We start from the raw sequence: 14,213 nt of genomic DNA on the forward strand, positions 1-14,213 counted from the left end.
GATTCATATTGATTTTCATGACGAAACGAATTCAGTTGATGAAGCATTTGTAGATTTAGTAGAGAGAGTTATTCAGTTTGCTGGAGAGAAAGAAAATATTGCAGGTGAAAATGAACTTTCCGTAACATTTGTGGATAATAAAGAAATTCAGGAGTTAAACCGTAATTATCGACAGAAAGATTATCCAACTGACGTCATTTCCTTTGCTATGCAGGAATTAGGGGAAGGAGAAGTGGAAGTACAAAACGAAGATTTACCTGTTCTGTTAGGGGACATTGTTGTTTCTGTAGATAAAGCAAAAGAGCAAGCAGAGGACTACAAGCATTCATTAGAAAGAGAGTTTGCTTTTCTCGCCCTGCATGGTTTCTTGCATTTATTGGGATACGACCACATGAATGAGGAAGATGAAAAGAATATGTTTGCGAGACAAGAGGATATCTTAAATGAATTCGGATTACAAAGGTCGTAAAAAGTGGATAGGTTTATCTTATGCGTTGAATGGGCTAAAGGAAGCGGTGCGTGAAGAAAGAAACTTAAAGATTCATTTGATCATTAGCTTTTTCGTCATTGTATGCAGTGCATGGTTCCAGATCACGGCTATTGAATGGATCGTTTTAATTTTAATTATGGCATTAGTGATTTCGCTTGAGATGATTAATTCAAGCATTGAGCGAGTTATGGATTTCTTAGCGCCTGAATTTCATTCTTCAATAGGAATAATTAAAGACATTGCTGCGGGAGCTGTGCTAATAGCAGCAGGCAGCTCAATTGTTATAGGTTTAATTATCTTTTTACCTAAAGTCATGGTATTGTTGTAGGTTGATGCTAAAAGATGGAGGAAATACAATGGAAGAACAATTTAAATCAGGATTTGTTGCTATTATAGGACGTCCTAATGTTGGTAAATCAACATTTATGAATCGCGTGATTGGAGAAAAAATTGCCATCATGAGCGATAAGCCGCAAACTACTCGTAATAAAATTCAAGGGGTGCTGACTGAAAAGGATGCCCAGATGATCTTTATTGATACTCCCGGTATTCATAAGCCTAAACATAAATTAGGTGATTTCATGGTCAATGTTGCCGAGAATACGCTGAATGAAGTAGATGCCATTATGTTTATGATTAACGCGGAAGAAGGATACGGTCGCGGTGACCAATTTATTATTGATCGATTACAGAAAGTTAATCAGCCTGTTTTCTTAATTGTGAATAAAATTGATCGAGTACACCCAGATCAACTTCTTCCCCTAATTGACGAATATCGGGAGAAGCTTGATTTCGAGGAGATTATTCCTATTTCTGCGCTAGAAGGTAATAATGTCGATCATTTACTGGGCGTCTTGAAGTCTCACTTACCAGAAGGACCGCAATTTTATCCTGAAGATCATATCACCGATCACCCTGAACGCTTTATTGTAAGTGAACTGATTCGAGAGAAGGTTCTTCATTTAACTAGAGAAGAGATCCCTCATTCCATTGCTGTTGTGATCGAGACGATAAAACCACGAGAGGATTCAAACGCTGTTTTTATCCAGGCCGCTATAATTGTAGAACGTAAATCACAAAAAGGAATTATCATCGGAAAACAAGGAAGTATGTTAAAAGAAGTTGGACAGAGAGCTAGGAAGGACATTGAAGCTTTACTCGGCAGTAAAGTCTTCCTGGAACTTTGGGTCAAGGTTCAAAAAGACTGGAGAAATCGACAAATCCAACTCAGTGACTTCGGCTATAAGGAAGAAGAATACTAAGATTGGTAAAAATTAAGATTCATCATTTGTTGTAGATGAAGCAACCTAAGCTTGTCATTACATTTTCTTTTATGATTTATAGGAAAGGAGTGTTTCTTGTGCTAGATCTGTATTGGAATGTGTTTAGACAGACAGGAAACATAGAAACCTATTTGCTAATGAAGGAAGTAGAAGCCGACAATAAAAAGGGAAATGAAGATGCTTCATCTGCAATGGAACAAGAGGATCCTATCGGATAAAGCAGGTGAATGCTTTGTTAGAAAAAATTGAGGGAATTGTCATTCGTACGAGAGATTATGGGGAAACCCATAAGATCATTACTTTATTTACAAGAGAAAAAGGGAAAATTGGGGTCATGGCTCGAGGTGCAAAAAAGCCCAAGAGCCGTATGGCTTCGGTTACACAACCTTTTATTCATGGCCAGTTTTTGATTCAGATAGGTTCAGGGCTTGGGTCGCTTAGTCAAGGTGAAATGGTAACATCGCTTCGTTCGATAAGAGAAGATATCATTAAAACTGCCTATGCATCTTATTTAGCTGAATTGACGGATAAGCTGGTGGATGAGAAAAAACCAGATCCATTTCTTTATGAACAATTGCTTCAAACTTTTGTTTGGATGGCAGAAGGAAAAGACTGTGAAATATTATCCATGATGTACGAGTTAAAAATGTATCGTAAAGCTGGGTTTGCTCCAAAAGTAGATGCTTGTTTAAACTGCGGAGCAGCAGACGGTCCATTTTCTTTCTCTGTTGTGGAAGGCGGATTTCTTTGTTTTCGTTGCAAACAAATGGATCCCCAGGCATATGGGTTAACAGAGCCGCTAGCCAAACTGCTGCGATTATTTTTACATATGGATGTTAAACGGCTGGGGCAAGTTTCGATGAAAGACGAAAACAAGAAAAAGCTTCGTATGTTAATGGATGAATACTATGAACGTTATGGCGGATATTTCTTAAAGTCGAAAAAATTTCTTAAACAGATCGACTTGTTTACCGATAATAATTGACAAAATAAATAGGATTCAGTATGATTCTATTTACTAACTATATGATTGCTTTGAAGGAAAGTAGTAGCCGAAATCCTGTGTGAATAGAGAGCTCGTGAGGGTGGAAATCGAGTGACACAGTTCGGCGAAGGCGTTCTGGAGCAAGATACGTTTAAAGTGGCTTTCGTTTTTATGGAAGCAAATAGGGTGGAACCGCGGAGATCAACCCCGTCCCTATGTCATAATTGGCATAGGGACGGGGTTTCTTTATGCTTTAGAATAATAGGAGGTAAGTCGAATGAATATTCAAGATATGATTTTAACTTTGCAGAAGCATTGGTCAAATCAAGGATGTCTGCTTATGCAGGCTTACGATGTTGAAAAAGGGGCCGGGACAATGTCACCAATGACGCTTCTTAGAAGTCTTGGACCAGAGCCATGGAATGTAGCTTATGTAGAACCTTCTAGAAGGCCAGCGGATGGGCGGTATGGGCAAAACCCTAACCGATTGTATCAGCATCACCAATTCCAAGTCATAATGAAACCTTCACCAGATAATATTCAAGAATTATATTTGGACTCCCTTAAAGCGTTAGGGATTGATCCAGATCAGCACGACATTCGTTTTGTGGAAGATAACTGGGAGAATCCAACTCTTGGAGCTGCTGGATTAGGATGGGAAGTATGGCTGGATGGAATGGAAATTACTCAATTTACTTACTTTCAGCAAATAGGCGGATTAGAAGCTCGTCCTGTATCTGCAGAAATTACGTACGGGTTAGAACGTTTAGCTTCTTACATTCAAGATAAAGAAAATGTCTTTGAATTAGAATGGACGAATGGAGTAACGGTGGGAGATATATTTACTCAGCCTGAATACGAACATTCAGTCTATACTTTTGAAGAGTCGGATGATGAAATGTTGTTTGATTTATTTACAACTTATGAAAAAGAAGCGAAACGAATTATGGAAAAGGGGTTAGTGTTCCCTGCATACGATTACGTTTTAAAATGTTCTCACACATTTAACCTTTTGGATGCAAAAGGGATCATTTCAGTTACAGAACGTACAGGATACATCGGGAGGGTAAGAAACTTAGCCCGATCGATTGCTAAAACATACGTAGAAGAAAGAGAAAGGTTGGGCTTTCCAATGCTGAATAAGGAGGACGCTTCTCATGAGTAAAACCGTATTATTCGAACTAGGTCTTGAAGAATTACCAGCTCGTTTTATTGATGATGCGGAAATGCAGCTTGTAAAAAATACCGAAGCATGGCTGAAGGAGCAAAGAATTCCATATCAATCTGTAAAATCGTACGCGACGCCCCGACGATTGGCGATTCAAATCTTCGGTGTTGAAAACAAGCAGCCGGACGTTGAAGAAGAAGCTAAAGGGCCAGCGAAAAAAATTGCTCTTAATGATGAAGGAGAATGGTCAAAAGCGGCTATAGGCTTTTCAAAAGGTCAAGGAAAAAATGTGGAAGATATTTACTTTAAAGAAATTAAAGGTACAGAATACGTCCACGTGAAAAAGTTCATAAAAGGAAAACTGACAAGTGAATTATTACAAGATTTTAAAGATGTGTTAGTAGGATTGAATTTTCCTAAAAACATGAGGTGGGGAGATTTCAACTTGCGCTATGTCCGTCCAATTCGATGGATCATAGCTTTATATGAAGATGAAGTGATTCCCTTTCAAATTGAAAATGTAAAAACAAATAACGAGACATACGGCCACCGTTTCTTGGGTGGAAAGACTACAATAGCTGAGGCCGCCTCGTATGAGTCTGTCTTAAAAGCTGAATATGTATTAGCGGATAAGAGCGAAAGAAAGACTGAGATTGAAAAGCAGTTAAAACAAATGGAAGAAGATAAGGATTGGACCATCCTGATCGATGAAGATCTATTAAATGAAGTGACACATTTAGTAGAATATCCTACTGTATTCAGTGGTGCATTTAGTGAGGATTTTCTAGAGGTTCCCGATGAGGTTTTAATAACATCAATGAAAGAACACCAGCGCTATTTTCCTGTTCAGAGTAACGATGGGAAACTGCTTCCTTATTTTGTTGCTGTTCGAAACGGCAATGCTCAGCATATTGAAAAGGTTTCAAAAGGTAACGAAAAAGTATTAAAAGCCCGTTTAGCCGATGCGCAATTCTTCTATCAAGAAGATCAAAAAGGATCCATTGACGAGAAACTACAGAAACTTAATCGCATGGTTTATCAGGTCGAGCTAGGCACTCTTGCAGATAAAGTGGATCGAGTAAAGACGATCACGGCACACATCTGTAATGAATTAGACAGTCAAAGTGATCTAAAGAAAAAGGCAATTAGGACAGCTGAAATAAGTAAGTTTGATTTAGTCACTCATATGGTTGATGAGTTTACCGAATTGCAAGGGGTTATGGGTGAAAAATATGCGAAACTCTTTGGAGAGGACGAGGAAGTAGCGACTGCCATAAATGAACACTATATGCCTCGTCAAGCAAATGGCCAGCTTCCTCAAACTGAGATCGGGTCGATTGTGAGTATAGCTGATAAATTAGATACCATTATCGGTTCCATTGCTATTGGAAATATGCCAACGGGTTCTCAAGATCCATACGGTTTAAGACGTCAATCTCTTGGCATTTTACAAATACTAAAAACACAAAATTGGCAGATTCAAGTAGAATCCTTATTAAATAGTGTCATTGACCTGTATGTGGAGCGGGATTTACTGACTAAAGACAAAGATGAACTAGTAAAAGAAGTGCATGAGTTTTTCCGTACGCGTGCTTCCTTCTTATTTAAAGATGAAGGTATAGCTCCAGATATCGTAAAAGCTGTACTTAGTAACGGGATTCAACAATATTCTATTACATTAAAGAAGGCCGAACTGTTATCTGAAAAACGGAATGATTCGAATTTCAAGCCGGTCCATGAAGCCTTAGGACGAGTATTAAATTTAGCTAAGAAAACAGAAGAAGATACAATTACGACTGATTTGTTTCAAAATAGCAGTGAAGCTAATCTCTTTAAGACCTACGAAAAAATTCATGAGTTATATATTCGTGATTTGAAATCTGGTAATTTAGAGAAAGCTCTAGAACAATTAGGCGAACTTACCCAGCCTATCCACTCTTTCTTCGATCAAACGATGGTCATGGCTGAAGATCAAAAGGTTCGGGCTAATCGTCTGGCTCTTCTAAAAAATATTGCCCATGATATTTTACAATTTGCTGACTTAAATGAAGTGGAATGGAAGCAGCAATATTAAGACACGTTCTTTTACCCAACAAAATAAATGAGCTATAATAATTAAATAGTATGTCACAGTTGGTGATTAGGGTGGTGAAAGAATGGAACTATCCAACAGACAAGAACAAATTATTCAAATTGTAAAAGAGAACGGCCCGATTACTGGAGAAAGCATTGCAGAAAGCTTGAGTCTGACGAGAGCGACCTTACGTCCTGATTTAGCTATTTTAACGATGGCGGGTTATTTAGATGCCCGTCCTCGTGTTGGCTATTTCTTTACAGGTAAAACTGGATCTGAACTTTTAACGGAGAAATTAAAAAAGTTTAAAGTTCATGAGTACCAGGCACTTCCAGTCGTCGTACAAGAAGACGTGTCAGCTTATGATGCGATATGTACGATGTTCTTAGAGGATGTAGGAACCCTATTTGTGATTAATGAACAGTCTTTACTCGTAGGTGTGTTATCTCGAAAAGATTTACTTCGGGCGAGTATAGGAAATCAGGACTTAACTTCTGTCCCTGTTCATATCATTATGACTAGAATGCCAAATGTATCGATTTGCACAAAGGATGACCTCTTATTGGATGCAGCTCAAAAGCTTATTGAGAAACAGATTGATGGGCTTCCTGTTGTTAAACCAGTTGAAAACGGAATGGAGGTCATCGGAAGGTTAACGAAAACTAGTGTAACAAAAGCTCTCGTTGAACTTGCCACCGATCAACACTTATAAGGAATCCCTTCTAAGAAGGAGAGGAGAAAACATTGAAAAAACCCTTTATTTATATCATATCTGATTCTGTAGGAGAAACTGCTGAACTTGTTGTAAAAGCCGCATTAAGCCAGTTTGATGATGGACCATTTGAAGTACAAAGAATTCCTTATGTTGAAGATAAAGGGACAATAAATGAGGCTGTAGTTCAAGCTAAAGAACACAACGCTATGATCGGCTTCACTCTCGTAATACCGGAATTTAGATCTCACTTGATAGAGAAAGCAAAAGAGTATGAATTAGAGTGTATTGATATCATGGGCCCTATGATGGATGCAATGCAAAGATACTTTAATTCTGAGCCTCGACTCGAACCAGGGTTGGTTCATAAATTAGATGAAGATTATTTTAAACGAGTAGAAGCGATAGAATTTGCGGTTAAGTATGACGATGGTCGGGATTCAAGAGGTATTACTAAAGCAGATATTATATTAATAGGAGTGTCACGTACGTCGAAAACTCCACTTTCTCAGTATTTAGCTCATAAAAGGTTAAAAGTAGCCAATGTCCCTATTGTTCCAGAGGTCGAACCTCCGGAAGAGCTTTTTAAGGTAGATCCTAAGAAATGTATAGGCTTAAAGATTAGTCCCCAGAAACTAAATGATATTCGCAGGGAGCGGCTAAAATCACTAGGTCTAGGATCAGAAGCCAGCTATGCTAATATGGATAGAATTCAACAAGAGATTGAGCATTTTAATGAAGTAGTAGACCGAATAGGTTGCCAGGTCATTGATGTTTCCCATAAAGCCGTTGAGGAAACTGCAAACGTCATTATGAATTTAAAGAGGGAAAACTCCCTTTAATAACAAGTGAAGAAATGTCGCGCTTAAAAATAAGCGCGTTTTTTCTTGATATTTATATAGATTTTTCAAATCTTATGTATTATAATAATTATTTGTGTAAAAATAATCATATTGCTATTTACTTGAAGATACTTTTCTGAAAAATAAAACATTAAGAAAAGAGCAGGAATCTAACGATTATTGTAGAATTACTCAAGTATGCAAAAACAAAACATTAGTGTGTGGGTAGATGCCGATAGTTGTCCTGTACAGGAAGAAATTCGTTCTGTGTGTTCCAGTTTTCAGATTGAGCCAAAATTTGTGGCCACAGTGAATCATTTTAAACATGAGACGAACGGGGAAAACTGGACGTTTCTCGATCACGGATCTCAATCGGTGGATCTTTTTATTTTAAATCACGTTAAACCCGAAGATATAGTTATTACTCAAGATTATTCATTAGCGGTATTACTTACTCCCCGGGGGGTTTACGTTATTACGCCAAGAGGTAAACTGATTAAAGAGGGGGAAGCCTTTGATATTATGAATCAGAAGCATCTTCGACAACAAACCTTTAGGCGAAAGAAAAAATGGAAAGGTCCACGAGCGTTTACGGATGAGGACCGTAAAAACTTCTCGGAAGCTTTATATGAATTAATAGCTGATCGAGAGCTTTAGCTAGATAAAAGGAAACTATATAACTGGTACGGTGATGCAAAATGGCTGGACACATTCCAGAAGAAAAAGTAGACGAGATAAGAAAATCCGTTGATATTGCCGATGTGGTTGGTGAATATGTCCAATTAAAACGTCAAGGGAGGAACTACTTCGGCTTATGTCCTTTTCACGGAGAAAACACCCCGTCTTTTTCCGTTTCGAGTGATAAGCAAATCTTTCATTGTTTTGGATGCGGAAAAGGGGGAAACGTTTACTCGTTTCTAATGGAAATCGAAGGGTATAGTTTTCTACAAGCCGTTCAGAGAGTTGCAGAAAAAACGGGGCACTCACTTCCTGAGCAATTTAATGAAATGCCGGTTCAACAAACCGATCCTGAATCCCAAAGTATCCTAGATGCGCACGAATGGATGACCAAACTCTATCACCATATGCTGCGTAATTCTAAGGAAGGTAAGAACGCCTTGCAGTATCTGTTAGATCGAGGGTTTACGGAAGAGACGATTCAAAAATACCAATTAGGTTTTTCACCTACATCTCCAACCTTTGTCGCAACTTTCTTAGAGAAGAAAGGTTTTCATCCTCAAACGATGGTAAAAGCAGGCTTATTGAATGCCAATGAAAAAGGAGAATACTTCGATCGTTTCCGGGGTAGAATTATGTTTCCATTAAGAAATCATTTAGGCAAGACAGTAGCTTTTGCAGGGAGGTCATTAGGAGACCAAGAGCCAAAGTACTTGAATTCTCCAGAAACAGACCTATTTCAAAAAGGCAGGTTGCTTTTTAACTTTGACCTTGCTCGATCTTCTATTCGCAAGTCAAAGACAATGGTATTATTTGAGGGGTATGCTGATGTCCTTTCTGCCGATCAGGCGGGAATTGGTAATGGTGTGGCGACGATGGGGACCTCCATTTCAGAAACCCAAGCTCAATTAATTAAGAGATACGCTGATCGAGTGATCGTTTGCTATGATGGCGATGATGCGGGTACGACCGCAGCAGCAAAAGCGGCAAAGCTGTTAAAGCAAACGGGTTGTCAAACCAATGTAGCCCGATTGCCAGAAGGGCTGGACCCTGATGATTATATAAAGAAATTTGGCGGAGATCGCTTTGAAAGAGAAGTTATAGAAGCAAGTGATCCTTATACGTCGTTTATTATAAATTTTCTGCGAAGAAATTATAACCTTCAATTAGAAGGAGATCGAATTGCTTATATCGAAAAGGTATTACAGGAGATTGCTCAATTAGAGAGAGCCATTGAGAGAGAGCATTATTTAAAAGCTTTGGCAGAAGAGTTTCAGATGTCGATAGACACGTTAAAGAGTGAAGTGGAACATCTTAAAGCACAAAGCAATGCAAAGCCTCTTCAAACCTATGAAAGAAGACAGCAGCAAAGCGCACCGGTGAAACGAAATTCCACACACCGAAAGCTGCTTCCAGCCTTTCACAATGCAGAAAGAAAGCTGATTGCAAACATGTTGAAAAACCCTGTCATTGCTGATAAAGTGCAAGAGGAATTAGGCGGGGCCTTTAATATTTCTGAACACCAAGTTATTGTTACGCACTTATATGCATACTATGAAGATGGCCATGAACCAAACGTCAGTCAATTTATTGAGCGGCTGGAAGATCAGTCTCTTAAGGATTTAGTTATTCAATTGACGATGTCCTCTGGGATGGATGAAGAAATGTCTGATCAAGAAATATCGGATTATCTTCATAGAATTCGTTCAGAAAACACTGATCGCAATGATATAAAAAGTCTGGAAGCAGAACAAAAAAAAGCAGAGCAGCACAATGACCCCATAAAAGCTGCAGAAATTGCAATGGAAATATTGAGACGAAAGCAAGAGTTGAAAAATACTCATTAATGGTATGGATAGTTGGAAGGAGGGGGACTCATGGCAGATAAGCAACAACAGCCATCACGTTCTAAAGAAAATGAAAGTGAACTAACCCTGGAGCAAGCAAAGGAACAATTACTTGAAATAGGTAAGAAAAGAGGGATTTTAGCCTATGAAGAAGTGGCTGAAAAACTCTCTAATTTTGAATTGGAATCTGATCAGATGGATGAGTACTATGAGTACTTGAGTGAACAAGGTATTGAAGTAATTGGTGATTCAGACCAGGATCCAAGCATGCAACAGCTCAATAAAGAAGAAGAGTTCAATTTAAATGATTTAAGTGTACCTCCTGGTGTTAAAATAAATGACCCAGTTCGTATGTATTTAAAGGAAATTGGTCGAGTAAATCTCTTATCTGCTAACGACGAAATAAGCTTGGCCCATCGTATTGAAGATGGTGATGAAGAAGCGAAGAGAGAACTTGCGGAAGCTAACTTACGACTGGTTGTAAGTATTGCAAAGCGGTATGTTGGACGAGGTATGTTGTTTCTTGACCTTATTCAAGAAGGTAACATGGGACTAATTAAAGCCGTTGAAAAATTCGACTACCGTAAAGGGTTTAAGTTTAGTACCTATGCGACTTGGTGGATTAGGCAGGCGATCACACGTGCAATTGCTGACCAGGCGAGAACCATTCGTATTCCGGTTCACATGGTAGAAACTATCAACAAGTTGATTCGGGTACAACGTCAATTATTACAAGACTTAGGTCGTGAACCAACTCCTGAAGAAATTGCACAAGACATGGAACTAACACCAGATAAAGTAAGAGAAATTTTGAAAATTGCTCAAGAGCCAGTATCACTTGAAACTCCAATTGGTGAAGAAGACGATTCTCATTTAGGAGATTTCATTGAGGACCAAGAGGCTACTTCCCCTTCTGATCACGCAGCCTATGAGCTGTTAAAAGAACAGCTTGAGGACGTTTTAGACACGTTAACCGATCGTGAAGAGAATGTATTACGTCTTCGTTTTGGCTTAGATGATGGACGTACTCGCACCTTGGAGGAAGTTGGAAAGGTGTTTGGAGTTACGCGAGAGCGTATTCGTCAAATTGAAGCTAAAGCTTTGAGAAAGCTTAGGCATCCAAGTCGTAGCAAACGTCTGAAAGACTTTATGGAATAAAATCAAACCATTATCTTTAGGGACCTATACGATGGTCCCTAAAGTTTTATAACAAGTTTCGAGGTGATCATTATGGACCACCGAAAGGAAACGATTGTGAAAGAAATAACTTATTGGAAACACAATAAGTTGCTCCCAACCCAATATGGCGACTTTTTATTAGCCTTATATACTGAAGGAGAAGACAAAAGCGCTCCCAATGAAACCTCAACTTATCAGACAAGACATAAAGAAAACATAGTAACTTTTGTTTTTTTCATTATGAACCTTTTATTGTTACCACTTTCATTTCTTGTCATTTATTTTACTGAAATGGGTATTATAATGCAAACAGGTCTTTTGTCGATATTTGTTGGTATCGCTTACACATCGTCCCGGTATAGGTTTACTAACGACCTTCTGATTAGGCGCATGCTGGACTTTCTTATTTTGATTTTACTACTAACCCTTACCATTCACGTCATTAGTTATATGACATCTAGTAAGATAATTGTCTATTGGGCGATAACGATTCACTGCTTTGTTTGGATGATTCTAGGGACAATTAAGAAAGCGGTTTATTTGTTGATGTTTGGATTTCTTGGGTTAACTGCACTAGCAATATTAATAACTTTGTAAGATTTCACTGTTTTCCCTTTCCTAAGGGAAGAATTTCAAGTAAAATAAATATAGTCGATTAGACATCTCTCAAACTTTCAAGGGATACATAAGGAGGATGCAACTAATGAGAAGAAACCCTGTGATTCCTTTTGCACTTATTGCTGTGTTAGGAATTCTAGTGATGATTGTTGTATCATCAGTAGGAATTAATGAAAGAGAAGCAATTGAAAATGCAGAAGATGGAGAAGAAAGCGAAGAAACAGCCGCAGGACCAGAAGAAATGTATGAACAACAATGTTCAAGCTGTCATGGTGGAGATTTAGAAGGACAGAATGGACCGAGCCTTCAAGAAGTTGGCTCACAATATGATGCTGCTGAAATCCAAGACATCATTGAAAATGGTAAAGGGGATGGCGCTATGCCGGCCGGTCTTTACACAGGTGATGATGCTGCTACGTTAGCAGAGTGGCTTGCTGAAGAGCATCAATAAATATAAGAAAAGCTTTCTGGTACTCTCAGGAAGCTTTTCTTTTTATGAGAGGGAAGAAGTATAATGAACGCCGATCAATTATCTAAACGACTGGAAACCGTCGCTGACTTTTTGCAAAAGCCTATTCGGTTTGCTGATATAGGTTCTGATCATGCCTACCTGCCTTGCTTTGTGTGTCAAAATGATCCTGAAGCTTTTGCAATAGCAGGGGAGTTAAATAAAGGACCATACTTAAGCGCATTAGAAGAAGTGAAAAAGCGTCAGCTGAACCACCAAATTGAAGTGATTCAAGGGAATGGATTAGAAGTTATTGATAATCGAATAAATCAAATTGTTATTGCGGGAATGGGCGGTCCATTAATCACGGAGATCTTAGATGAGGGCAAGGACAAGCTTACTCATGTTTCTAAAATCATTACTCAGCCGAATATTGATGCTCGATCCATTCGAAAGTGGCTGATTGACCACGAGTATAATTTAGTAAATGAAGTTATTCTCGAGGAAGGCGGACACGTATATGAAATTTTAGTAGCTGAAAAAGGGGAGCCCAAAAAGAATTATGAGGAAAAGCTGCTAGAGAGACAGTTATGGTTAGGTCCGCATTTACTCAAGGAAAAGAATTCTGCGTTTTATAAGAAGTGGGAAGAGGAAAAAGAAAAGAAACATCAAATTGTTGAACAAATGAAACGAGCATCTGAACCTGACTTTGAGAAAATAAAACAATTTAAAAAAGAAATTAGCTGGTTAGAGGAGGTTCTATGATGAGTCTAAACGACGTAACAGTAGGTGATGTAATTTCAAAGCTGGAAGAAAGGGCACCTGCTAGCTTTGCATTTGACTGGGACAATGTAGGGTTGCAAGTAGGTTCTAAAAAGCAAACGGTAAAAAAAGTGATGGTTACATTGGATGTGTTAGAGAGAGTCGTAGACGAAGCGATAGAAAATGATATTGATCTCATCATAGCACATCATCCGTTATTGTTTGTTAAATTGGATAAGATTGATGTTTCTACCCCTAAAGGGAGAACGATCCAAAAACTTCTGACACATAATATTTGCGTCTATGCTTCTCATACAAACTTAGATATAGCACAAGGCGGAGTGAATGATGTAATGAGCGAGCTGCTTGAGATAGAAGATGCCAAACCGTTAATTGAAACTAAAAAAGATAACCTTATTAAGCTTGCCGTTTATGTGCCAGATACACATGTTGATCGAGTTAGAGATGCTATAAGTGAAGCGGGGGCTGGTCATATAGGTAATTATAGTCATTGCACTTATCAAGTTAATGGAGAAGGCACTTTTAAGCCTCAAGCAGGCAGTGAACCATATATTGGAAACCAAGGCGAGTTAGAAAAAGTACAAGAAAAAAGAATTGAAACTATTCTTCCAAAATCGAGCCTTCCCCAGGTTTTAGATGCGATGTTTACCGCTCATCCTTACGAGGAAGCTGCTTATGATCTCTACCCGCTGTTAAATGAAGGGTCATCAGAGGGGGTAGGCAGAATCGGATCCCTAAAAAACCCTGTGACATTAAAGAAATTGTGTGAACGTGTGAAAGAAAAATATAATATTTCCAGCTTGCGTTTCGTGGGTGATCCTGAACAAATGGTACAGCGAGTAGCTGTGCTTGGGGGGAGTGGAGAGAAATATTATGCTGCTGCATTAAACCAGGGAGCAGACGTTTACATTACAGGGGATATGACTTTTCACCTTGCACAAGAAGCTGAAGAAGATGGATTAGCAGTGATTGATCCTGGTCATCATGTTGAAAAAGTAATGATGCCTGAATTGAAGAAATGGATTAAATCTTGCTTTGAAACAGATGTTCAAGTTATGATTTCCCAATCGAATACCGAGCCTTTCCGCTTTTCATAATCAAAAGGC

15 protein-coding genes and 1 other annotated feature are annotated in these 14,213 nt (G+C 38.6%); all 15 genes read left to right on the plus strand.

Annotated features, from left to right (window positions below; all coding sequences use genetic code 11):
* Position 1: 1 nt before the first annotated feature.
* The 15 genes from ybeY (at position 2) to IEV27_RS01425 (ending at position 14,204) form a co-directional block, all read left to right on the plus strand.
* A complete protein-coding gene (ybeY, locus tag IEV27_RS01355; protein WP_188376780.1) occupies positions 2-469 on the plus strand; it encodes an rRNA maturation RNase YbeY in 468 nt (155 codons plus the stop codon).
* On the plus strand, positions 444-818 hold the full coding sequence (locus tag IEV27_RS01360; RefSeq protein WP_188375662.1) for a diacylglycerol kinase family protein: 375 nt from the start codon (positions 444-446) through the stop codon (positions 816-818). The genes ybeY and IEV27_RS01360 overlap by 26 nt, the downstream gene beginning before the upstream one ends.
* 28 nt (positions 819-846) lie before the next feature.
* Complete coding sequence (gene era, locus IEV27_RS01365; RefSeq protein ID WP_188375663.1) at positions 847-1,752, plus strand: GTPase Era; 906 nt, start codon at positions 847-849, stop codon at positions 1,750-1,752.
* Between the two features lie 98 nt (positions 1,753-1,850).
* Positions 1,851-1,991 (plus strand): YqzL family protein, encoded by a 141-nt coding sequence (locus IEV27_RS01370; protein WP_188375664.1) that lies wholly within the window; start codon positions 1,851-1,853, stop codon positions 1,989-1,991.
* Positions 1,992-2,005: 14 nt separating this feature from the next.
* Complete coding sequence (gene recO, locus IEV27_RS01375) at positions 2,006-2,758, plus strand: DNA repair protein RecO (RefSeq protein WP_188375665.1); 753 nt, start codon at positions 2,006-2,008, stop codon at positions 2,756-2,758.
* Positions 2,759-2,799: 41 nt separating this feature from the next.
* Positions 2,800-2,976, plus strand: a binding site (T-box leader).
* Between the two features lie 59 nt (positions 2,977-3,035).
* Positions 3,036-3,923 carry a glycine--tRNA ligase subunit alpha gene (gene glyQ, locus IEV27_RS01380; RefSeq protein ID WP_188375666.1) on the plus strand — a complete coding sequence of 296 codons (888 nt, stop codon included), beginning with the start codon at positions 3,036-3,038 and terminating at the stop codon, positions 3,921-3,923.
* The gene (gene glyS, locus IEV27_RS01385; protein WP_188375667.1) at positions 3,916-6,000 is read left to right on the plus strand and encodes a glycine--tRNA ligase subunit beta; all 2,085 of its coding nucleotides are present in this window, start codon (positions 3,916-3,918) and stop codon (positions 5,998-6,000) included. The genes glyQ and glyS overlap by 8 nt, the downstream gene beginning before the upstream one ends.
* An 82-nt stretch (positions 6,001-6,082) precedes the next feature.
* Positions 6,083-6,712, plus strand: coding sequence for a transcriptional regulator CcpN (ccpN, locus tag IEV27_RS01390; RefSeq protein ID WP_188375668.1), 630 nt, complete (start codon positions 6,083-6,085; stop codon positions 6,710-6,712).
* 32 nt (positions 6,713-6,744) lie between these two features.
* Positions 6,745-7,554 (plus strand): pyruvate, water dikinase regulatory protein, encoded by an 810-nt coding sequence (locus IEV27_RS01395; RefSeq protein WP_188375669.1) that lies wholly within the window; start codon positions 6,745-6,747, stop codon positions 7,552-7,554.
* 198 nt (positions 7,555-7,752) lie between these two features.
* Complete coding sequence (locus IEV27_RS01400) at positions 7,753-8,211, plus strand: YaiI/YqxD family protein (protein ID WP_188375670.1); 459 nt, start codon at positions 7,753-7,755, stop codon at positions 8,209-8,211.
* Positions 8,212-8,252: 41 nt separating this feature from the next.
* A complete protein-coding gene (gene dnaG, locus IEV27_RS01405) occupies positions 8,253-10,079 on the plus strand; it encodes a DNA primase (protein WP_188375671.1) in 1,827 nt (608 codons plus the stop codon).
* A 30-nt stretch (positions 10,080-10,109) separates the two neighbouring features.
* Positions 10,110-11,237 (plus strand): RNA polymerase sigma factor RpoD, encoded by a 1,128-nt coding sequence (gene rpoD, locus IEV27_RS01410; RefSeq protein WP_188375672.1) that lies wholly within the window; start codon positions 10,110-10,112, stop codon positions 11,235-11,237.
* A 724-nt stretch (positions 11,238-11,961) separates the two neighbouring features.
* Positions 11,962-12,327, plus strand: coding sequence for a cytochrome c550 (gene cccA / locus IEV27_RS01415; RefSeq protein ID WP_188375673.1), 366 nt, complete (start codon positions 11,962-11,964; stop codon positions 12,325-12,327).
* A gap of 63 nt (positions 12,328-12,390) precedes the next feature.
* Entirely contained in the window at positions 12,391-13,089 is a 699-nt protein-coding gene (locus IEV27_RS01420; RefSeq protein WP_188375674.1) for a tRNA (adenine(22)-N(1))-methyltransferase, read from the plus strand.
* Positions 13,089-14,204, plus strand: a complete 1,116-nt coding sequence (locus IEV27_RS01425; RefSeq protein WP_188375675.1) for a Nif3-like dinuclear metal center hexameric protein — start codon at positions 13,089-13,091, stop codon at positions 14,202-14,204. The genes IEV27_RS01420 and IEV27_RS01425 overlap by 1 nt, the downstream gene beginning before the upstream one ends.
* Positions 14,205-14,213: the final 9 nt, after the last annotated feature.

Origin of the sequence: Halobacillus andaensis, assembly GCF_014636475.1 — a bacterium.
GTDB lineage: Bacteria > Bacillota > Bacilli > Bacillales > Halobacillaceae > Halobacillus_A > Halobacillus_A andaensis.

Coding starts and splice junctions, on each gene's coding strand:
- IEV27_RS01360 (WP_188375662.1), top strand. CDS start 444: ATGAATTCGGATTACAAAGGTCGTAAAAAGTGGATAGGTTTATCTTAT.
- era (WP_188375663.1), top strand. CDS start 847: ATGGAAGAACAATTTAAATCAGGATTTGTTGCTATTATAGGACGTCCT.
- glyQ (WP_188375666.1), top strand. CDS start 3,036: ATGAATATTCAAGATATGATTTTAACTTTGCAGAAGCATTGGTCAAAT.
- glyS (WP_188375667.1), top strand. CDS start 3,916: ATGAGTAAAACCGTATTATTCGAACTAGGTCTTGAAGAATTACCAGCT.
- ccpN (WP_188375668.1), top strand. CDS start 6,083: ATGGAACTATCCAACAGACAAGAACAAATTATTCAAATTGTAAAAGAG.
- IEV27_RS01400 (WP_188375670.1), top strand. CDS start 7,753: ATGCAAAAACAAAACATTAGTGTGTGGGTAGATGCCGATAGTTGTCCT.
- dnaG (WP_188375671.1), top strand. CDS start 8,253: ATGGCTGGACACATTCCAGAAGAAAAAGTAGACGAGATAAGAAAATCC.
- rpoD (WP_188375672.1), top strand. CDS start 10,110: ATGGCAGATAAGCAACAACAGCCATCACGTTCTAAAGAAAATGAAAGT.
- cccA (WP_188375673.1), top strand. CDS start 11,962: ATGAGAAGAAACCCTGTGATTCCTTTTGCACTTATTGCTGTGTTAGGA.
- IEV27_RS01420 (WP_188375674.1), top strand. CDS start 12,391: ATGAACGCCGATCAATTATCTAAACGACTGGAAACCGTCGCTGACTTT.
- IEV27_RS01425 (WP_188375675.1), top strand. CDS start 13,089: ATGAGTCTAAACGACGTAACAGTAGGTGATGTAATTTCAAAGCTGGAA.